Annotated in this window: 19 protein-coding genes; 5 read left to right on the top strand and 14 right to left on the bottom strand. The window is 36.1% G+C overall.

Going from position 1 to position 21,235, the window contains the following annotated elements; translation table 11 throughout:
• Window positions 1-172: 172 nt before the first annotated feature.
• The gene (locus EZ456_RS06465) at window positions 173-1,111 is read left to right on the top strand and encodes a cytochrome P460 family protein (RefSeq protein WP_131528463.1); all 939 of its coding nucleotides are present in this window, start codon (window positions 173-175) and stop codon (window positions 1,109-1,111) included.
• Window position 1,112: 1 nt separating this feature from the next.
• The gene (locus EZ456_RS06470) at window positions 1,113-1,583 is read left to right on the top strand and encodes a hypothetical protein (protein ID WP_131528466.1); all 471 of its coding nucleotides are present in this window, start codon (window positions 1,113-1,115) and stop codon (window positions 1,581-1,583) included.
• Between the two features lie 945 nt (window positions 1,584-2,528).
• On the opposite strand, the gene EZ456_RS06475 is transcribed toward EZ456_RS06470, so the two are convergent.
• The 7 genes from EZ456_RS06475 to EZ456_RS06505 form a co-directional block, all read right to left on the bottom strand.
• Complete coding sequence (locus EZ456_RS06475) at window positions 2,529-3,458, bottom strand: patatin-like phospholipase family protein (protein ID WP_131528468.1); 930 nt, start codon at window positions 3,456-3,458, stop codon at window positions 2,529-2,531.
• Between the two features lie 44 nt (window positions 3,459-3,502).
• The gene (locus tag EZ456_RS06480) at window positions 3,503-4,549 is read right to left on the bottom strand and encodes a nucleotidyltransferase family protein (RefSeq protein WP_131528470.1); all 1,047 of its coding nucleotides are present in this window, start codon (window positions 4,547-4,549) and stop codon (window positions 3,503-3,505) included.
• On the bottom strand, window positions 4,539-4,724 hold the full coding sequence (locus EZ456_RS06485) for a hypothetical protein (protein WP_131528472.1): 186 nt from the start codon (window positions 4,722-4,724) through the stop codon (window positions 4,539-4,541). The genes EZ456_RS06480 and EZ456_RS06485 overlap by 11 nt, the downstream gene beginning before the upstream one ends.
• Window positions 4,725-5,156: 432 nt before the next feature.
• Window positions 5,157-5,747: an RloB family protein gene (locus EZ456_RS06490; protein ID WP_131528474.1), complete on the bottom strand. Its 591-nt coding sequence runs from the start codon at window positions 5,745-5,747 to the stop codon at window positions 5,157-5,159.
• The gene (locus EZ456_RS06495) at window positions 5,748-7,034 is read right to left on the bottom strand and encodes an AAA family ATPase (protein WP_131528476.1); all 1,287 of its coding nucleotides are present in this window, start codon (window positions 7,032-7,034) and stop codon (window positions 5,748-5,750) included.
• Between the two features lie 587 nt (window positions 7,035-7,621).
• Window positions 7,622-8,209 (bottom strand): hypothetical protein, encoded by a 588-nt coding sequence (locus EZ456_RS06500; RefSeq protein WP_131528477.1) that lies wholly within the window; start codon window positions 8,207-8,209, stop codon window positions 7,622-7,624.
• Window positions 8,210-8,213: 4 nt separating this feature from the next.
• Window positions 8,214-9,125, bottom strand: a complete 912-nt coding sequence (locus EZ456_RS06505; protein ID WP_165501258.1) for a HEPN domain-containing protein — start codon at window positions 9,123-9,125, stop codon at window positions 8,214-8,216.
• A gap of 373 nt (window positions 9,126-9,498) precedes the next feature.
• On the opposite strand from EZ456_RS06505, the gene EZ456_RS06510 reads away from it, so the two are divergent.
• Complete coding sequence (locus EZ456_RS06510; RefSeq protein ID WP_205945037.1) at window positions 9,499-9,738, top strand: helix-turn-helix domain-containing protein; 240 nt, start codon at window positions 9,499-9,501, stop codon at window positions 9,736-9,738.
• 121 nt (window positions 9,739-9,859) lie between these two features.
• Window positions 9,860-10,117 carry a hypothetical protein gene (locus tag EZ456_RS06515; RefSeq protein ID WP_131528480.1) on the top strand — a complete coding sequence of 86 codons (258 nt, stop codon included), beginning with the start codon at window positions 9,860-9,862 and terminating at the stop codon, window positions 10,115-10,117.
• Window positions 10,118-10,412: 295 nt separating this feature from the next.
• Here the strand turns inward: EZ456_RS06515 and EZ456_RS06520 are convergent, their stop codons facing one another.
• From EZ456_RS06520 to EZ456_RS25795, 7 genes are all read right to left on the bottom strand, one after another.
• Window positions 10,413-11,744: a Gfo/Idh/MocA family protein gene (locus tag EZ456_RS06520; protein ID WP_131528481.1), complete on the bottom strand. Its 1,332-nt coding sequence runs from the start codon at window positions 11,742-11,744 to the stop codon at window positions 10,413-10,415.
• Window positions 11,745-12,212: 468 nt separating this feature from the next.
• Window positions 12,213-14,669 carry a TonB-dependent receptor gene (locus EZ456_RS06525; RefSeq protein ID WP_131528482.1) on the bottom strand — a complete coding sequence of 819 codons (2,457 nt, stop codon included), beginning with the start codon at window positions 14,667-14,669 and terminating at the stop codon, window positions 12,213-12,215.
• Between the two features lie 169 nt (window positions 14,670-14,838).
• Complete coding sequence (locus EZ456_RS06530; RefSeq protein WP_131528483.1) at window positions 14,839-15,765, bottom strand: oxidoreductase; 927 nt, start codon at window positions 15,763-15,765, stop codon at window positions 14,839-14,841.
• A gap of 68 nt (window positions 15,766-15,833) precedes the next feature.
• A complete protein-coding gene (locus EZ456_RS06535) occupies window positions 15,834-16,265 on the bottom strand; it encodes a DUF2141 domain-containing protein (RefSeq protein ID WP_131528484.1) in 432 nt (143 codons plus the stop codon).
• Between the two features lie 71 nt (window positions 16,266-16,336).
• Window positions 16,337-17,251 (bottom strand): helix-turn-helix domain-containing protein, encoded by a 915-nt coding sequence (locus EZ456_RS06540; protein WP_131528485.1) that lies wholly within the window; start codon window positions 17,249-17,251, stop codon window positions 16,337-16,339.
• A 43-nt stretch (window positions 17,252-17,294) separates the two neighbouring features.
• Window positions 17,295-17,729, bottom strand: a complete 435-nt coding sequence (locus EZ456_RS06545) for an SRPBCC domain-containing protein (RefSeq protein WP_131528486.1) — start codon at window positions 17,727-17,729, stop codon at window positions 17,295-17,297.
• 6 nt (window positions 17,730-17,735) lie between these two features.
• Window positions 17,736-17,954, bottom strand: a complete 219-nt coding sequence (locus EZ456_RS25795; protein WP_205945043.1) for an SRPBCC family protein — start codon at window positions 17,952-17,954, stop codon at window positions 17,736-17,738.
• Window positions 17,955-18,890: 936 nt separating this feature from the next.
• Here EZ456_RS25795 and EZ456_RS06555 point away from each other — a divergent pair.
• Entirely contained in the window at window positions 18,891-20,777 is a 1,887-nt protein-coding gene (locus tag EZ456_RS06555) for a glycoside hydrolase family 36 protein (protein ID WP_165501260.1), read from the top strand.
• Window positions 20,778-21,235 lie beyond the last annotated feature (458 nt).

The following is a 21,235-nucleotide window of genomic DNA, read 5'->3' on the forward strand; positions in this document are numbered from 1 at the left end:
TTAAAAATATCCAGACAAAATTTAGCTGGACTTTAGTGGTCAAGGTCTTAAAAAGATCGGACTATTCAAAGCGGTTTATTCACCTTCAAGGCTAAATTTATCCCTTTTACAGAATTGCAATAGCATATTGGGTGCTTTGAAGACTAATTTTGAGCAGGTTAAAAAATAATCCATGAAACTCAAATTCAAAATCATAGGCTGTATGCTCAGCCTGGTGCTGCTGGCGCAACTGATCAGGCCCGAAGAAATAAGTTCAGTAAAAACAAAGCCGGTTAAAAGGCTGGCAGGTGTACCCGAAGAAGTGGCAAAGGTATTGGAAACTTCCTGTTTCGATTGTCACTCGTCTCAGACGAGATGGCGTTGGTTTGACCGGCTTACACCTGTTAATTTTTTGGTAGCCTCACATATTCGTGATGGGAGGAAAGCGCTTGATTTTTCGCAGTGGGACTCGCTCGCGACCCCACAACGAAATGCCATGTTGTATTTTGCATTAAACGGGATTCTTTCAAAGGAAATGCCCTTAAGCAGTTATACCGCGTTGCACCCTGCAGCAAAGTTAGATCAGAAAGAGATAGATCTGCTTAGAAATTATCTTTTAAATAATGTCGTAAGTAAACCTGCGAGCGTAGAAAGTAATTCAAACGGAGCAGACAAACCATTTATGATGGAAGTGAAAAAATCGCCAAACGGTATAGCTTACCTGCCCAATTACCGCAACTGGAAAGCAATAAGTACTACAGAGCGTTTCGACAATGGTACCATCCGTATCATTTTTGGCAACCCGATAGCGGTTGAAGCCATACACGAAGGAAAAACAAATCCATGGCCGGATGGAACCATTTTTGCCAAAACCGCGTGGAAACAGCAACAAGGCAAAGACGGAAGTGTTTATGCAGGCCAATTTGTTCAGGTGGAATTTATGATCAAAGATGTTAAGCGTTATGCCGGCACAAAAGGCTGGGGCTGGGCACGCTGGAAAGGAGAAAACCTTTTGCCTTATGGTAAAACGGTGAAATTTGATTCCGAATGCATCAGCTGCCACAGGCCAGAACGTGATAACGATTATGTATTTACCAGGCCGCTTGACATTAGGGATTTAAACAAAAAATAAGATGAGATTACCATTCACCGCAGGGGTATTTCCCCTTATTATATTGTTGATGACGGGCTGTAAGCCAAACACAACTGATCGGATCAATAACGCAGCTTCAATAACAAGTACTTCCAGACTTCCTGAAAATCCTTTGGAAATGACGCCAATGGCCGTTAGCCTGCAGCCTGACGCAAAAACAATGTCGACACTTTATGGCAACGGCATTGCCACAAAACGTTTAAGGGATGGCGCAGATTATGCTACCGGTTCGGTACTTTACCTAGTCACCTGGAAAGGAAAGGCTGATCCGGATTGGTTTGGTGCCCGTATTCCAGATCGGGTAACGACCATAGAGCGTATTTCGTTTGATCAGAACGGACAAAAAAGCTATGCTTTTTTTAAAGGACCAGCCTGGTATGCCGATACGGACATGAAAGAGGAGGAAAGGCGGGGCATCATTCTTTCCATACCAATTGCCACATCGCCTTAATGATTAATATTTCGTATTCATACGCTTCATTGGACATATGATGTATGAAGATTTTGGCCGCTGATTTCGGCACTTAACGCAAAGCGCATTAGACTGGCCGATGTAGACGGAAACCGGGGTAGATTGAGCGAGGCTTTTAAAAAATCACTAAGAATATACAGGGATGCTCTGGGCAACGCTTCGGGCAGGCTGGAGGATAAACTGTCTGTAAAACCGGAAATGTTCGAGCATTAATATCAGAATATTTTATTCCAGAAAAGCAATTGTTAACCGCAATGGCGTTCTACTTATACAGATTACTTAACGATTATTAATAGGCTGTTACAATTTCACCTTTCTTACAATAGCGTTAATTCCGCGTTTGTAAAAAAACAAGATTCCGTTTGCCCCTTAATTTAGATCATTCCATTCCGGATAGCCATAATTTTAGTATATTAGGATAATCAAAAAGGGATGATAAGCCAAATCAATCCATCTGATTAAAAATCCCAAAAAAAATTATTCTAATTCCACCTTCACGCCACATTTACCCCACGTTTAGGCCACCTTCCGGCCAGGCTTGCTTTGTACCTGCCTGCACACTGCTTCACACTTGCTTTTGTTGAGTTAAGGCCCTGTTGTAGATCAGGTGGGGCAAAGATTTGCTTCTCTTCTGATTGGCAGGTTAACAATAGCTCAATAAAAAGTAAAGAGAAGGTTATCTTAAGGTTTAGTTGGTTTATAGCTGTGTCGGAGCAGCTAGGGTTAAGGGAGAATAAACGGCTGTTCGGGATTTAGCATAGCGGAGTCCTTTTTAAACAAAAAATCCTCCAACGAAAGAAGGAGGATTTCTGTGATCCCACTGGGATGTGAACTTCGTTCAATTTTCAGCGTTTAAAGGCTATCTGGAAGGGGTTTTAAAAGTGACTCACCGAATCACTCACCTTTTTGTCTGCCGTAAAATATTTAGTTAAAATTAAAAGTTTCTAAAATCTCTTTCTCATGGGTAGCATAAGATTCAATCCCTAACCTGTACATTGTATTAAGCTTCTTAATTTTACTCTCCAACATATTTGTTCCATATTGAGGTTCATTGAAAGTATCATTAACCCTAGTAATTGAAAGCTCTGGAAATAATAGTTTTGTAACAACCTCTGTTGTATTGGAACTCGCAACCAAAATTCGACTGGCAATTTGGCCCATTTCAAACCAGCTAATTACTTTGTGTAGGCGATGGAGTGGCTTTTCAATATAGTTCCCCACTCCGATACTCAATACTTTAATCTCGCTATTTTCCAGATTCAATGCTTTCTTCGCATCTATTAATGCGAATAAAGTAGGATTGTTTGCAATAAAACCTCCATCAATGGCTACTAGTTCTTCCTTATTTTCAGTCTTGAGAGTCTTCTTAGAAAAAACTGGACAAGCAGCACACGACGCTTCTACAGCATCTAAAATAGTTACACCAAATCCTGGAATAAATGAGCTTTTAGTTCCATGCGCTCTTGCCACATCATTTTTAAATATTAGAGGCTTTTGAGTATTATAATTCGTTGCAATTATCCCAATACCTGTTTTAAATTCGTCAAATTTCTTTTCGCCAAAAATCTCCTCACCCAGTTTTCTTAATTTTTTGGATTTTCTCCCTGAACCATAGCATTTCATTATTGGCGGGATAAGTTGTAAATACTTCTGCTTTATTTGATCAACATCATACCCTAATGCTAGCATTGAAGCAATAATTGATCCTGTACTGGTACCATAAATAAGCTGAAATATTTCACATAACGGCTTTCCTGCAGCTGTCTCTATTTCTTTAAGCACCCCTAAAGTGTAAATTCCTTTAGAACCTCCTCCATCAAGGCACAATATATTTGTTGTTTTATTTGTTTTCATAATTTTTAATATTTGCCTACTGATTGAAATCAGTAGGCATGAATTTAAGATGCATCTCTAAAAAGCCTCTCAAAATTATTTTTATCCGCAAAAAGCATATGATTGTATGACGCGGCAACTGCAAGATTAATTTCTTTCACAACCATATAAAGCTTTAAAACTTCTCTTCTGTCGAGATATTCCAGCCCAAATAGTTTCCTAGTGCCATTTGGTACCATTGCATTCTCCATTTGTGAATCATCATTCAATAACCTAAATAGAAAGGATTCACATGAGGCCGACAGAGCTACTGGATTAAAATCACAAGCAATTAGTTCAAAGTTACTTTGAATATAAATTAGCCCAGCAGCGTCATAGCTTGATATATGTATGTCCTCTGAATCTTTAATTATATTCTTTATGTAGCGAACCAACATTTTGTATTTACCGCCAACAGTTCTATCCTTTCCATCGCATTTAGCAATATGTAAAAACGGAAAATTTTGAATGTATTTATTTGCTTTCTTGTCGTATAGTCTGATTCCTCTAGAAGTTAAATCAGTTTTTGCGTAAGAATCTGTATTATGTACCCAAGAAACAGGTACTAAGTCAATTTTTCTGTTCAAAGAACCTCCATCGATTGCAACAGCTTTTCCACCATCGTCGTCTATATTAACTGCAGGAAACTGTGTTTCAATGGTCTTGACAATATCCTCTCTGAGTTGCACCATGTCATTTTTAGCATCTCCAGAATAGGGGCTTAAGACTGGAAGCGGAGGTATAACAACGTGGTATCGGCCTGTGGCTACAAGTAAATCAATATCACTGTGCTGCTTAATGTGTACATTAAGTGGCACAGAGCCTTGGTACTCGAATTCTAGCCCACTATGCTTCCCTGATATGTTATTTTTGAGTTGTTCTATTACTCTATCACATTGTTTATATGTATTTTCGGTATATGATTTAGAAACAGGCTCCATTGCTTCAGATACATATAATATGCTGTCAGAAGTTTTTCCTGAAAAATTTTCAAATAAATCACCCTTGACCAAATCATCGCCAAATTTTCTACGTTGCATTGCCTGCAAGCTCTTTGTGAAATCAAATGCCATCGTTCTTCTCCTTTCTAACTCCCTTAAAAGGCGTACCATCCTGTTTAACATCCATAAACTTTCCTGTTTCAGTATCTCTTTTTACCCACTGTTCTGTTGTTGGGTTAAAGGTTTGCGAGCGGTCTTTTACTGCTCCATGTCGGCGGTTATCGCCAGGCTTTCCATTTGTTGCCATCGTATTTCTATTTATTAAATCTTAGTGCATAACGCACAGTAAAAACATACAGGCTTGCTAAAGCAAAACACAGTACGGAGCTACATAAGTAGCACATTATTAAATTCTATATATGACGTGTTTTTTCGTACAGGACAAGAGGTACGTGAGACCTCGAGGTACATCGGAAGAAAGGATTTTACGGTTTCCCGTAAGTTTTTTTTGTTATTGCGAAACAAAAAGCTTTATTTCGCGTTAAAATTGTGAAGATATCGTTTCTACTTTTCCGAGTACGGGCGAATTAAATTTCAAGGAGTTAAGTGGTGGTACACTTAACTCTTTACTTTTTATATCGATTCCTTTTAATCTTTAGCTTGTATTTTTCATACTAATTATATTATCAAATTTACTATTTATTTTAGTTTAAAAATTAGCGATTTCTCAACAAATTGATCATTTTCCCAACTCCCTAAAAAAAGCAATGAGCTGATGCACCGATGTGTAGGGTTGTGCATCTAATATATGTACTCCTGTGTGTTTTTTCTCCAATCGCTCTGCACGTTCAATAGCAAAGGTTAACCGATTTCCAAGTTCAGTAAAGTGATTTATCTTGGTTTTATGGTAATTTGGCCAATGCTGTTTCAAATATTTTAAACATTCCTCTCCACTATTAAAGGCTTTACCGCAATCCTCAAAATGCAGAATGAACCAATATTCGAGACTGATAGCAGTAAAAGCAAGTTTAAAGCCTTGCCTTAATGCATCCTCTATTACAAGTTGTAGGTGAGGAGAGTTGTCATGATCGAAAAACAACCAAACATCACTGTACGGTATTTTTTCTTTCTTCGCCTGCTTCTTTCTTTCTTTAGCTTCTTTTAATAAACTTGTTGGGTCGTTCTTTTTATAACGTACTACATCCACAGTAACGGTTCTTTGTAAATTACGTGGCAAAAATGCCGTGCGCAAAGCTTTAGAATATACCTCTTCGGTAACCCCCTCGCATAGAATTAATACCCGTGTATGTGATGCAACCCTTCTTTTCACCTAATCCTCCTGCATTTCTACTAAAAAGTTCTCATCCTGAATTACAGGGGTAGCACCTAGTCTACCTGCAATGTACCATTTATCTAAAGGTGTATCCGCACGCACACCTTCTATGTCGGAGCAACGGAACATGCTTGATGCTCCAAACTCGTCTTTCTCTACAAACCAAACCTGATCTCTTCTGAAGGTATCGTGAGATAACTGCGTAATATCATGTGTTGCAAAAATTAATTGTGCATTATTACGATTTATATCAGGGCGATGAAATAAGCGGATTAAAAAAGTAGTAATATCTGGATGAAGATTTTTCTCCAGTTCATCCACGATTAATACATGCCCTTGTTCTAAAGCTTCAATAATGACCCCGCCCAATGCAAATAGGTTTTTGGTTCCTGAAGATTCTTCATTTACATCAAAAGCCTTTTGCCCAACATGTTTGCCACCTTTATAGACTTTATGATATGTCTTAATATCATATTTATATTGATCAAGAAAACTTGCCTTGACTTCTTCAGGTATGTTAGCTGGAAACCGAAACATTTCCTCATTTGCTTCCTCTGCCGAAACCTGCGCTATGCCAGTATCTAATGCACAAATGAGCGCATTGAATTTTCGTGAGAAGCTGGAGTTTGCATCTTCAGCTAAGCGCTTAGCATATAAGCGTTTTAAATCTTCTTCTGCTAAACCTTCTAAAATTGGATATACCTTTAATTTGTTATCGAAAAAACGATAAGCATCTAATAAGACTTCCACATTGTTTTCTACCGCCTTAGATAAAAACAATTGGTTAGGCAAAGTCATGCGTTCTATGGTTTTTTTTCCTCCTCTATAGCTATCGCCAAATTTAATATCCTTACCTTTTTCACGACTAAAAAGCAATGCTTTATAGTTGCCATTATGCACATTCAGTTCTTCAGTTTCAATTTCTTTGCGGCTGTATGAAAGAAAATATGAATAGCGGGTGTCATTTGAAATAAACTCAATTTCAAAACTAACAGGATTGTTTTGATTATCTTCGTCTAATAAAAATGGCTCATACGGCGCAATTACTTTATCTAATTTAAAATCCGCTGAATTCAGGACTAAATATTCTAAAGCTTGGAAAGCCCTTAAAAAACCACTCTTACCTGAAGCATTTGCTCCATAAATAATTGTTGTAGTCAAGAACCTACTGTCTTGGTGCTCGAAATAATTTCCAACATGTCCCTTCAACGTTGACTTAGATATATCGAGTTCGATACGATCCCTTAACGACCTGAAGTTTTCAACTATAAACTTTACTAACATAATTCACTCATTATTCTTATACAAATATACTTAAAAATGGATATAAATACAATTTTTACGTAAAAAATGTTTTTTATAGCATGAAAACCAATCTCGATTTAATTATTCGAGATATTAATTGTGTATTTTTACCGCACATTTAATAGATAATTAAAGTAGAAATAAGGCAGAGATTAAGATCATACACCTTATTTCCAACCAATAATTCAATTAGATTGAGTTTTCTATTTAGAGGTGCAACAGTAGTTTTCAGGTGTAAAGTTCCCCCCCAAAAAAAAGTTGCTAGGTTATGATATCAAGGAGCGAATAGCTAAATTTATTATATTCCAATTTAAATACCCGCCAATTTTGTTTTCAAAAAATATTAATATGGCCTGATGCAATTTGTTATATATGTATGAAAACAAGCTACTTCAAACCCCGCAAACCACTTTCATTTTCTTCACACCCATATGATCTGGGAACATTTATGGGATTATGGCATAGCCATGATGACAACCATTCCTCCTAAAAATTTACAGAACGGATGAAAAGAAGTTTTTCTAAAAGGTTTAGCCATTCGTTCAGTCGGGACGGAAAATAAAGTTTTAATTGCGATCTTTTAAACGCTCACTGATCAGCCACGTAGCCTCGAACAGTTTGACCAATTGTTCGTAAACTGTGATTACTTCAGATTTGGACAGGCTTTCTTCCATGAAGGAGGTGCTCAGCGCATTGTGAAGCCATGTGTTAAGGATTTTTTTGTACCCATCCAGTTTATAGATCCTGAACATTTTCTTTAGTACAGATGAAGGCTTTACGATCTCCCGAATGCTCAGATTTTCAGGATAGTCCCGTAGCTTCTTCCTTTCCGTTTTGATGTACCATTTGGCGATATCATTTTCCTGTTTGTCATCGAAGTCGAGTCTGCCGAGCTTCTGGTTCTTTAAGAGCCAGGCGGCCTCTATGAGCTTTATGGTCAGTTCGTAATTATAGACAAGGTAGTCTGGTTTACATTTTTTTGATCCTTCGGATTCAAGCGCTGCGTCGTTTCGCCAGCGTTTCAGCATCTTCAAATGATTGGGCAACCAGGAGTGACTGAAAAAATCGTGTACCACTTTTATCGGATCTGTTATTTCATCATTGTCAAGATAAACAATCCGGTTGTCTGATATTCTTTTTATTTGCTTCTTCATGGTTTCAAATATTGATCTGTAATATTTTTTCGATCAGTACATGATCAGCGTTTTTTAAGACTGCATAGTCTGATGCCGATTTGGCAAGCAGTTCTATTTTTTCGTTGCACATCTCCTTTGCCAACAAAAGAAAAGATGCGACCCGTTGATAAAGATGCTCCGCATCCTGCCGGGAAACCGTAAAATCACCTTTATAACGTGAACCAGAATAACTTTTTGCCATTACATCAAATAACCGCTCATCTTCAAGAGTGGACAGGAAAAGTTGAAATGGCTTTTCAGAAAAGCATTGACACAAACGGAGCAGGCGGTAAAGGTTGTGGAACTCCGAACGGTAGGCGATATGAACCCTCACCAGACAGATACAAGTCTGTTCTACGGCCTGATGGAGCATAAAGGCACATATTCCAAACTGTTCCTTCTCCAGACATTCGGATGCGCACATCAGAAATCCGTTAGCCAGCGGTATGCGATGTTCATAATGTTTAAGCGCCTTGATTGCGCCCTTTGTGGGGATAAACGCAGATATTGGATCACTGTCTAACAGTCCATCCTTACTGTAGAGCAGTTTTCCATAGGTAAGCACTCCGATAAAAAAGCGGCTGTTTTGCTGTACTGCGTCCATAACCGATTGCTTGCCATGGGAGATCACAGTAATCGTTCCATGCTGATAATAGCTGTTGGCGAAATCCTGCATTTCATAATCTATTCGGGTTGCAGTTTCCGTAACCACCAATAGGCAATGGTCACATTTAAAATAGCCTTGATTGTCATTAAAGCAGCCTTGGAAATTATGCGTGGAGCTGTTCTGCGAAAAGCTGAAGATCTGGAGTGGTTCGAACTTCTGGGCGAGCCGTTGGATAAACGCCCTGAAATGGACAGCGTGTTCGGCCTCTGGTAATAATTTTGGTTCCATATTGATCTCATTTAATTTTAACATTAAATAAGCCTCAACAGGTGGATGCCACAATTACAATAGGGTTGGCAACCCACTCAGTCTAATGTAACTTGGCTCTGACAAAGCCACCCTTCCTTTCAGAAGGGCTCCCACAAAAAGACATAAGCGAGCACCAACCCTATAGCAAATATAGGGTTTTGGTTGCTCAACTTACTCTCGCGGGATTAAACTGTCAGATTTAGTTGCGAGGCTTGTTAGCAATTCCTTACCTTTTATAGAACTGCAATTTTGTAAATAGTTCTTTTTTTCTTCGTAGAGCTAATTTAAATAATATTAATCTTAATAGCAAATTTGCTATTAATTATTTTGTTTTATAGGTGTCTATTTGTTTGTGAAGTATTTAAAAGACGAAGAATTTATCAAGAAATTCGGCCAAAAGCTAAAGCAGGTGCGAGAAAGCAAAGGTCTATCTCAAGAACAGCTCTCATTGCTATCTGAAGTATCGCAAAGCCAGATTGCTAGAACCGAGCTAGGGCAGGTGAATACTAGTATTAGCCATGTTGCGATTTATGCCAAGTTTTTGAAGGTAGATCCAAAGGAGCTATTTGATTTCTCTACAGTTAAGAAATAGATCCTGAACTAACTTTCAGAGGCCTGGCCAGAATAACAAATGACATTTACGGTTTTCCGTAAGTTTATCAATCAATGCCTTAGTAACTTTGATTATATATTTTATTCAAAAATAAAAAGTTATGCAGATAGAAGGCGCAATAATAAAAGAGCAGGGACAAACATTTGCAGTTGTTATAGTAAAGGCTCATATACTTAGCTCCAACGAAAGAGAGAATGCGAGTCGGCAATTCTCCAAATATTTCCCAGGAATGCCAATTATTTTGATGGCACAAAATTCACGTGGAATCCCAACTTATTATGGGAGGAAAGATATAGTTGCTTTTTTATCCAGACTACAAATATCGCAAATACCTTGGAAAAAATTTACCTTCGGATAGAGATGGCATACCCCCTCTGTCCGTAGAGTTAAGCATAGCGTCTCTACGGATATTAGAATAAAATTGAACTTATAAACTCAAATAAAAGCGAGTCACAGACTCTTTTCTATTTACTAATCCGTAGAGCCCTACGGAACTCTACGGACAGGCATGTGAGTTCGCTGCATATTTTAGCAATTTCCTAAAAGCAAAACCCCTGCTAATCGTGCGATTGCAGGGTTTTATACATTTTGATAGTCTTTGCCGTGATCCCCGGAGGGAAATGTATACATCCTGATCTGTTTAAATTATAGCGTTAAACTTTGGGTAAGCTGTAACCGTTGTGATACTGGGCCAACAGGTATTTATCGTTGACCTTCTGGTCTGTAAACTGGTGTTTGGCATTGTCCCATGATAATTTTTGTCCGCTTCTGAAGGCAAGATTTCCCATTTGGGCAACGGTAGCTACATGCGCAGCATCCTGTATAGCGCAGTTCAGTTCTTCTTTTTTTCTGGATCTGACCACACTAAAGAAATTGACCATATGATTGTCCAGTCCATTATCTGAGGATTTAACAAAGGGCTTGCTCACTTTATTGCCGCTTACCTTTTCTTCAATAACTTCCCAGCCTTGCCTGTTGAGGATCAGCGTGCCGTTGTTACCGATATAGGCAATGCCATGGTTGCGGTTGTAAGAGCCGTTATCGATGCCCATGGCAGAATCCCATACCATATTGAACTTGTCAAACTCGTATAAAGTAGTCAGCGTATCGGGCGTTTCTTCATACAGATCGGGATAGGCGAAGCGGCCACCCAATGCAGATATGGTTTTTGGTACAGGTGAATTCATACCCAGCAAGCCATAATCCAATAAATGCACGCCCCAGTCGGTCATTAAGCCACCGGCATAATCCCAGAACCAGCGGAAATTGAAGTGATATCTGCTGGCATTGAATGCTCTTTTGTTCGCCGGCCCAAGCCACATGGCATAATCAACGCCTGCAGGGGGTAAGGTATCTGGTACTATGGGAGCAGGTTTCATCCAGCCCTGGTAACACCATACTTTTACTGTTCTGATATTTCCTAACTGGCCGCTCTTTACGAAATCAACAGCATCTTTAAAATGTTGCTGACTGCGCTGCCATTGACCTGCCTGTACAACCTTATTGTATTTTTCCTGTGCTTTAACCATGGTACTGCATTCTACAATAGAGTTGCCAACCGGCTTTTCAACATATACATCTTTACCTGCCTGTACTGCATGAATCATCATCAGGGCATGCCAGTGATCGGGTGTCCCGATAATTACCGCGTCGACATCTTTATTATCGAGCAGCGCACGATAATCTTTATATTTTTTTACTTTTGCGGCGTCAACATTCATCGACTTTAATTCGGCCATCCTTTCATCAAGCACATTGGCATCACTGTCGCACAGGGCGATCAGGTTTACGCCCGGTACTTTGAGGGCCGCTTTGAGGTCGGACCATCCCATGCCTTTGATTCCTATTACACCAATATTGATTTGGTCGTTTGCGCCAATAGTCTTACTGAAAAGGGCATAGGCAGGATTGTCTAAGGCAGAAAGCAGGGCAGTGGTTCCTACTGCGGTTGCAGCGTAGTTGAGGAAATTTCTACGGTTTAACATTTAATTTAGGTTAGATTTATACTGAAAGTAAATTACAAAATAATTAGTGGAGCATCCAGGATATCGTAAAATTAATAAGAATGTTACCAGGCAGGGGATCAAGGATCAAGCGGTAAAGTTGGGGGGGGATAAAACAAAAAAACCTCACATTTCTGTGAGGTTTTTTGTGACCCTTATGGTCGAAATCTCGAACACTTTTGTATCCGATTTAAAACCTATAATTAATTTGGCCGATGAATTAGATCACAGATATTGAAAGTTATCTAGTAGGGTTTTTTGTGATTTCACTACTATAGTATATTACTGAGTTCGTAAATTGTTTAAAATGGTATGTTGACTGGAGAAACTTATCGGAAAATTTGGAGTTTCAATGAGGACAATTTACATAGATATCAAATCATTGGAAAAATCGCCTGTCTATCAGAAAACTCTACTCTTTTAGATATTTACGGGGTTTATTTGTAACAATTAGAATTCAACAATAAAACCTATTGTAGGTGTAAATTGAGCCTCATCATTTTTAAGTAGCAAAGGAATAGCGTTGCTACCGTTAGATTTTATTGGCGAGCCGTCTGTTGTTTCAAAAGCAGTATTATCTGTAGTTCTCTGAAATGTATATGATGGAACTGCTGTGCTTTTTGCAGCGTACCAATTTGTTATATCAAGAAATAAATCAATGGTCACTTTTTTCAAATTCCATTTTTTATCTATCCTAATATCACTGCCATTAAACCCGTTTAAACGAAGAGAATTTAGTCTTGAATAATCAAATATTCCTTGCCCTTGAGATAAATAATTAGCTCTAGATTCTTCTTCATTAAAAGGTGTGTAAGGAGCACCGCCCTGATAACGGAATTTGATACCTAACTCCCAGTTACGGTTAAATTTATATCCGCTAGTAATGCTTAGTAAATGTCTATTGTCCCAACTGCTAGAGATCAATACATTATTTGCACCGCTATATTTACTTCTGAAATAAGTATAAGAGAAGATACCAAAGAAACGGTCGGTTAACTTTTTCTGTGCAAAAAATTCTAGGCCATAAGTATTACCTTTTCCATTAGTAATTACTGCTTCATTCCCTAACACATTAAAATCATTACCTAAGTTTGTTAATGATATACCATTACGAACGGATACAGGTACATTGTTATAATTTTTATAAAAGCCTTCTACTGTAAAGCGTAAGCCATCATTTGGTAAATACTCAATACCTGTTACATAATGGTCGCTTTTTTGATATTTGCTATTTTTATTCACTAAAGAATTATTGTTATCGGCAAAGCCTAAAATTGTATAGGGTGCGATTTTAAAATAACTACCTATTGAAGCGTTAGCTGTCCATTTGTCGGCTAAAACATAGCTTAATGAAACTCGAGGAGATAATGTTTCTAAAGGGTTGTCTCCGTTTGTTGTAAAGCTATTCATATCAGTACGTAAGCCTCCGCTTATACCTAAGCGATTATCAAAAAAGCGTTTACTTAATTGCATAAAAGCACCGTATTTTAAGAAATTATTTAATGGACTATTAAAATTGAGAGATACATTTGGTTGAATAATATTACCATTATTATCTCTAAGTTCTTTCCTTAAAACTGTGAATGTTTCATTATTATATTCTGCCAATTGCAACATTGCACCATAAGAAATCTTCCAACCGTTTTTGTTTTTGTTTATGTCTATTCTTAATTTGTTTTCAATCTCGGTTGAGTTTACAGATAATATTTGCTGAGATGGCAATTGCGATTTATTATCCTCAAACTGATTGATATTGTTATCAAAATAATTACGACTCAATGCAATATTCAAAAACCCATTGTTAAGCAATTTTTTAAAAGTTAAACCTGCTGTGTAGGTGTTTTGATCTATAAATGGCGCAGAATTAATAATATAAAGTTTTTCAGGAGTAGCTTGCTTAATTTCTCCAAATCTAAATTTGTCTAATGCTCCCAATCCTATAAATGATAAGGTGGTTTTTTCATCAATTTGATGTGTAATTTTTGTTTGAAAGTCCCAATAATTTGGGCGGATCGGTAAATCAATTAAAGAAAATAGCAATTGTAAATAGGAACGTCTTGCAGACGCCAGAAAGGTTGTTTTTTTATTTTTTGATAAAGGACCTTCAAACGTTGTAGCTAATTCTGTTGCACTTAGCCTTACATTACCTTGCACTTTATTTGGGTTTCCTGTACGTTGTTTAAATTGAAATACGGAACTTAATGCATTGTCATATCTTGCATCAAAAGCTGAAGAACTCAATTTCACATCTTCTATAAATGATACATTTAAAATACCTTGTGGGCCTCCAGAGCTTCCTTGTGTTTGAAAGTGATTGATAACTGGAACTTCAATACCGTCTAAATAAAATACATTTTCATTTGGACCACCACCTCTAATAATAATGTCGTTTCTAAAACCACCACCACCTGCACCGCCACCAACACCAGGTAAAGTTTGAATTACCTTACTGATATCAAAGTTGCCACCAGGGTTAGTCTTTATCTCTTCGGTAGTTAATCTTTGTACGCTCAAAGGCGTTTCTAACGTTGCTGCTTCAACAGTCCGTTTATTTGATTTTACCACTACTTCTGATAAAAGACTAGCTGTAGGTTCTAATTCTACGTTTACATTGTTTTCATTTCCCGAATTTATTGTGATGTTGTATAGCGTTACTGGTTTGTACCCAATATTTTTAAATGTGATATTATATGTTTTCAGTACTATTCCTGTGATTCTAAATGAACCGCTTGAATCTGCAACGGCAACTTTTGATGTCCCTTCTAAAAAGATTGTGCTGTTGGGAATTGGTTTTTGTGTTAATTTATCAATTACTTTTCCAGAAAAGCTACCGCTGTTTTGGGCGTTTACGATTATTGGAAATATTAACAGTATAGAAATAGTTATAATTTTTTTTAAAATTTTCATAAGTAATTTTTTACAATAAATGCTTTTTACAATAACTTATTTAAATAGTTCACATTAATGGATTGTATCTACAATACAACTTTGTTCTTATGTTAAAATAGTTTATTTGATTTTTTTTGTTTTTTTAGATATTTGGTATATTTTTTTTTTTTTAAAATAGCTTGCTTCCTTAAGAATTAGTCCTTTTTCTACCAAGCTCATCAAGATAAAAAACATCAGTCATCTCTTCGCTTACCTGCCATAAATTTTTGGCAACTTCCTCGTCATTTGTGTATTCATCAGCTTCTACTAGGGTAGGATAACCCCTTAATTGTTGAAAGCCATCTGGGCCAACAAATTCTCCGCCTTTTATATCATCACTTAGGGCAGCGTACAAAACAGGTAGTGCGCCAATTTCTGCAGGCTGTAAGAAAAGACTGCCTAAAGGCCTAATCAAACTAGGGAAGTACTGATCTAGGTTTGTTTTAGCTAGTCCAGGATGTGCAGCTACAGAAATGGTGCTATAATTTGCAAAAGCCAGCCTCTTATTTAGTTCAAAAGCAAACATTAAACAAGCTCGCTTACTTTGCCCGTAAGCTGTCCGTTTACTATAACCTTTAAGGCCATGTAAATCATCAAAGTTGATTTTAGCCCATTTAAAGGATAAACTGCTTAGGTTGACAATTCGTGATTTAGGCGTGCTTATAAGTAAAGGTAATAACAAGCCTGTTAATGCAAAATGACCAATATAATTAGTAGCAAGCTGGTTTTCAAAGCCGTCTTGCGTCACTTTATAAGGCGACATCATTATACCAGCATTGTTAATTAACAAGTCTAACTTATTGTAATGGATTTTAAAATCGTCGGCAAATTTTCTTACAATATCTAAGCTGCTTAAGTCAAGCATCATTAATTTGATGTTTGCTCTTGGGTGTTTACGTAATATTTTTGCCTTTACTTCTTCAGCTTTTTGCATATTTCTGCATGCCATAATCACCTCAAAATTTTTTTTCACCAAACCAATTGTAGTTTGGTATCCAATTCCGCTATTAGCACCGGTAACAATAGCTACTTTGCCTTGCTGAGAAGGTAACTTATCAATATTCCATTTATCCATTTATTTTATCAAATATTTAAGCTTAATGTAAAACCAAACTTGTTTATTTATCTAATGCTGAGTGTAAACTAGAATACTTTATACAGCTTTATTGCTTCCGGTTTTGATGTTGCTGTAAAAGCTATCAAACAAGATTCATATTTAGGCTCACCAAATGGCTTGTAATTATTTCCAAAGCCTACTGGTTCTTTTGGAATACCAATAAAATTCATGTCGGTTTCTCCATTTGAGTTTAGATCTTGATAGATGGTAACTGCATAGTTACCATAAGGTACTTGAAAAGAAGCTGTTTGAACTTCTTGGTTGGTTGATAAAACCACTTTCCGGTATGGATTTTTCAGCCAATTATTTTTGGCGTTGTAGATTTCTACAATAATTTTTCCGCTGTTTATTTTAATATTTGAGACTTTAATGTTTAAAGTCTCTTGCCCAAAAGATTTAAGGTTTGTTAGTGAAACCACCATGATAATGATGGCAATACTTTTTATAATTTGCTTCATTTTATGCTTTTTAGGATTTTTTGATATTATAAATATCAGCAACAAATGTAAAGATAGTTTAGCGCAGAATGTTATGAGGATTCTTGCACATGGTCGGACAAATCTTGCTTTAATAAGATTCTGTATTGAGAAGGTGTGAGGTTAGTAATTTGTTTGAAAAGCCTGCCAAAGTAAGAAGCATCAGAAAAATTTAATTGGAAAGCAATTTGAGTAATATCTTTTGAGAGGTCTTGCAATAGTACTTTACTGTTGTAAATCACCACTTCATTAATATGTTGTTTAGGTGCTTTGTTTGTTACTTGTTTTACACATCTGTTCAAATAATTTTCAGAAATAGCCAATAAATCCGCATAAAATTTCACGTCTCTATTGCGCATATAATTTTCATATAGCAATTCTTTAAAACGCATGGAGATTTCTGACTGACGATTTGATTTCGATAAGGAAGTTGGCCAGGTCTCCGCCAGTTTAATTACAATTGCTCTAATTAATGAAATTTCAGTTTGTTCAGAAGCTGAAAAATTATTTTTATGGTTAATCAATAATTGACAGCATTGGCATAACCAATCCATTTCCAATTTAGAGATAGCATGTTTTGGATTAAAAGTGAATCGGTTTAGTAAAGCTTTATCAGGGAAAATTTGAGACAAAAGAAGGCTATCAATGTAAATATAATAACCATCTGTTGAAGGAAGAATTGATTTTATTGCGTTTAAGTGCCCTTCCCTTATAAACAATACATCGTTTGCTTGTAGCTTTATTAAATCATTATCCACTTGTTGTTCGCCACCACCATCTAAAAAAAGCAGTAAAAAATTATAATCTGTTCTAAATAATGGAATAGGGACTTTTATGAAAGAAAAGGCAATATTTAAAGGATATATTTGAATTGGACTTTGTTTAAATTCAAAAGATTTTGTTGGATTACCCATAAATTGGTCAACAAAGCCTTCGAAGTTTACGATATCAAAATTTTTATTGCCCATGTTTATTCTTTTAAGATTTGTTGTGAAGGTATGTATAGCTTTTTTAGACAGCAGTATCCTGTTTAAATGGCATTCCTATACCTTTTTCTAAATAAAGTTTCAAACTATCCCAAAATTGTCTCCAGCCTGCTGAACAGATACTATAACAATCAATGTCAGGATTTAAGCCAATATGTGTTACTTGTATTTTAATATTTGTCTCTTCGGTATTTAGTTGCCAAACTACTATTGTATTAAGCCATTCCTTTTTATTATTTAATTCTGGAATATGAATTAGAGTGTCCGTAACATACCAAACTATTTTTTCATTTGGAATAATTTCTTCAATTCGCATAGTTTTAAAAACTGCAGACCCAAAGCGAACTGTAAACGACTCTTCTTTTTTGTTTGAAATGCCTTCAAACATTTCAGTCAACCAGTAAGGAATTTCTTCAGTAATACTTGTAAAAGCTTTGTAAATTGAAGTGTTTACAGATATTTCGTGTTAAAAATTATCCTGCTCTAAATGATTTTTTAGGGAATTGTTTATGATTTCATTCCAACCTTCTTCAAAATTATGTAATCCAAAGTTAGTATTTTCAAGAGGGAAAGTTTCAATTCCAGTAAGGGTTAGTCTCAATAATGTTTTTGCCCCTTGTTCAAATAGTTCAAACGTTACAAATGAAACTCCAGAATATCCGTCATATCGCCAGCTATAAGTAATTTTTCATTAGGAACTACTTCTGTTATTTCGCATAGATGTAAATATTCAATTCCTTTATCATGTCCTCCAGTAAATTGAAATTGGTAACCAACTTTTGCTTTAAAACCGTTAAGGTCAAAATATCAGTTTTTCAATTCAATGCTGTCCGTTAGTGCTTTCCAAACTTTTTTTGAAGGCACATTGAATAATCTTTCTAAGGCGATAGAATTATTCTTCAATTGTTTATTTTTTTGATTTATTTTTTATAATCAAATGCACTTCAAGTGCGTCTAATTTATTCGTCCAAAAAATTTTTGTATTTGTTCGCCCATTCTGAAACCTCAAGAAGTGTTTCCAATCTTGCTTCGCAATAGCGTTCTCTTTTCTCTGTCCTGATTTTAATTAGTCCACACTCTTTCAATATTTTTATATTAAAATAATTATCGAACTCAGGCTATTAGTGTGCTTAGTTGCTGTGCGTGGGATGCTGTGGATACAATAAACAGTATCCATAGGGTGTTTTGTAATTTTTCATCGCTTGTTCATATAGTTATTTGGTTATAGTTGGCTTAAGTTTAGCGCTTGCTTTAATACCGCTATACCGTATGTGCAAATATGGTTGCAGACTTAAATGATGACTTTCATTTTTTTTGCTAGGACTGATACAATTTTGCTGAAAGAGCATATTGCGCAGCACTTTAATTTAAGATTGAACGTCCGCAAATAGAGTTCAACAAATGGCAAATTAAGGTAAAGCATGACAAGTCAATAAAAAATACATTTGTCTAATACCAATTATAAACTGAGGGTAGTGATGGCAGATGCTTCACCAATCTATAACCTGCGAGCACTGATATGAAAGAATTTTATTTTAATAATAACATTAGTTTTTTTAAAACAATCGTCAAATCATTTCACCAATCTGCCAATCACATAGGCTTTCTAGGCAATTACCTAATGCATCAATCAAAAACCATTGTCGTTAAAAATCTATTGGTTTTTTTTATCACCATTTTACCACTATTCGCATGGTCGCAAACTGTTCAGGTAGGAACTTTAAAAGTTAATGTAGAGGGTAAAGACGATAATTTTAAGAGGATTTTAAGTGTATCAAAAATTGCCCCAGGTATAGTGGAGTTAACAATTAGTTTGAAAGCCAGTGAAATAGGGGTTCCAAAACCATTGATTATCACATTTAAACAACCATCTATTGATATTCAGAGTTATTTAACTCCACACGGTGTAAATGCAAGCGAAACATCTTCATTATATGATTATGAAATTTCGAGAATGATTCCTGTAAATTATGATGCAAAAACTAAGTTTACTTCAGCAACGATTGATCAGCCTAGTATGACTTTCTTTAATACAAATAGTCAGAATAGGTTAACCATTGCCGTTTCGGAGCTAATTTTTCCTGTGTCGTTTAATGCAGGAGAAAATGAGCAAAATGGAGTGGGTTTTGACTTAAAAATTGGTTTGTTTGAATATGCAAAGAAACCAATGGATGTATACAAAGTTAAGCTAAGATTTGATACCAGAAATATTCATTATAATCAAGCGCAGAGAGATTTATTAACTTGGTGGAAGAATGAGCATCAATTAAAAATCGCCAAGGTGCCTACAAAAGCACACATGCCTTTTTATTGTACTTGGTATGCACTAAAAGCAGATGGCGTAAATGCTAAAAATGTAGAAGAGCAGGCAAGGTTAGCTAAACAGCTGGGCTGCGAAACCATTATTGTAGATGATGGTTGGCAAAAGGCACAAGATGCAAAGGCAGGCTATTGTTTGTATAATGGAGATTGGGAGGTAGATACCGTTAGATTTACAGATTTTAAGGTGCATGTAAAAAAAGTGCAATCAATGGATATGAAATATATGCTTTGGGTTGGACCAAGTATGATAGGAGAAAAATCTAAGATTTATGATAAATTAAAGGATAAAATGCTTTATAAGGCAGAATGGGCAAAAGCATGGGTCGCAGATCCTCGATTTCCGGAGGTAAGGAAATATTTAGCTGAGCGCTTAATTACGCTAATGAAAGAAACTGGTATAGACGGGTTTAAGATTGATTTTATGGACCTTATAAATACCAGATATGCCAATAAAAATTTGGCACAAGGAAATGGGCGGGATTATGAAAGTGTAGAAGAAGCAACCGTAAAACTGCTTGATGACATTTATGCGGGCTGTACGGCCATAAATCCAGATGTATTGATAGAGTTTAGACAGTTTTACACCAGCCCGGTTATGCAGCAATATGCCAATATGTTTCGTGCCGTAGATTGTCCAAATGATGTAATGGAAAACAGAACACGTACCTTAGATACTAGAAATTTAAATTACCAGGTTATTCATGCCGATCCGTTGGCTTGGAATGAAAATGAAAACGTACAAGCTGCTGCTTTACAATTATTACATACCATGCTATCGGTACCTCAAGTATCTACAGATTTAACCAAAATGAATGCCGAACATCTTAAAATGCTAACTTTTTTACTAAAACAGTGGCGAACTTTTAATGTGGCATTAACTAGGGGAGAAGCCTATAACTACGGGCCGGATTCTCATTATACTTGGTCCGAAACATCATCAAAAGATCAAACTGTGGTAGTTGCTTATCAGCCTACCATTTTGAACCCTAGAAATTTAGAAAAAAATGCATTAATCATAAACGGAACTCATCAAAATAAATTGGTACTTGACCTCAGCAAGAATTTTGGTATGAGAACCATTATGGTTTATGCTTGTACTGGGGAGTTTGTTAGAAAAGAAAAAATAAATTTTAATGGGCTGGTAAAAATTAATGTGCCAGGTTCTGGAATTATTAGAGTGCTATAACTTAAGTTAATATTTTATATAAGCTAATTTCAATCTTAAAATGGAAAATTAGGAACTATGAATTATTTATTAGATGAAGAAGCTTCAGGTTTTGCAACCGGAATTACCATTGCTGTTGATGTAGGGTTTTTAGCGAATGGCGGAATTTAATAATCTTAAGTAGACAATAATCCTAAAAGTTCACTATCCACAAAATTTACATAAGGAGAAAAAAATGAAGGTTTTTTTTTGAAGTTTATCACTAAAGCAAATATAATATTAAGAAGTGCAAATATAGATAAATGCCAAGGCGCTATTCTATTCTATTTTTGTTAACAAGCATTTAAGGATAATGATCAAATTATTGATTATTTCAAAAGATGCTCGGCCAAATATTTAATTTCTGTATTTAATCAATATCTTAAGAAATTTTTTGGCACGAAATCCTGCAATAATTAATTTGTAGAAATGGTTTATTT

It is taken from the genome of Pedobacter psychrodurus (assembly GCF_004331735.1).
Classification (GTDB): domain Bacteria; phylum Bacteroidota; class Bacteroidia; order Sphingobacteriales; family Sphingobacteriaceae; genus Pedobacter; species Pedobacter psychrodurus.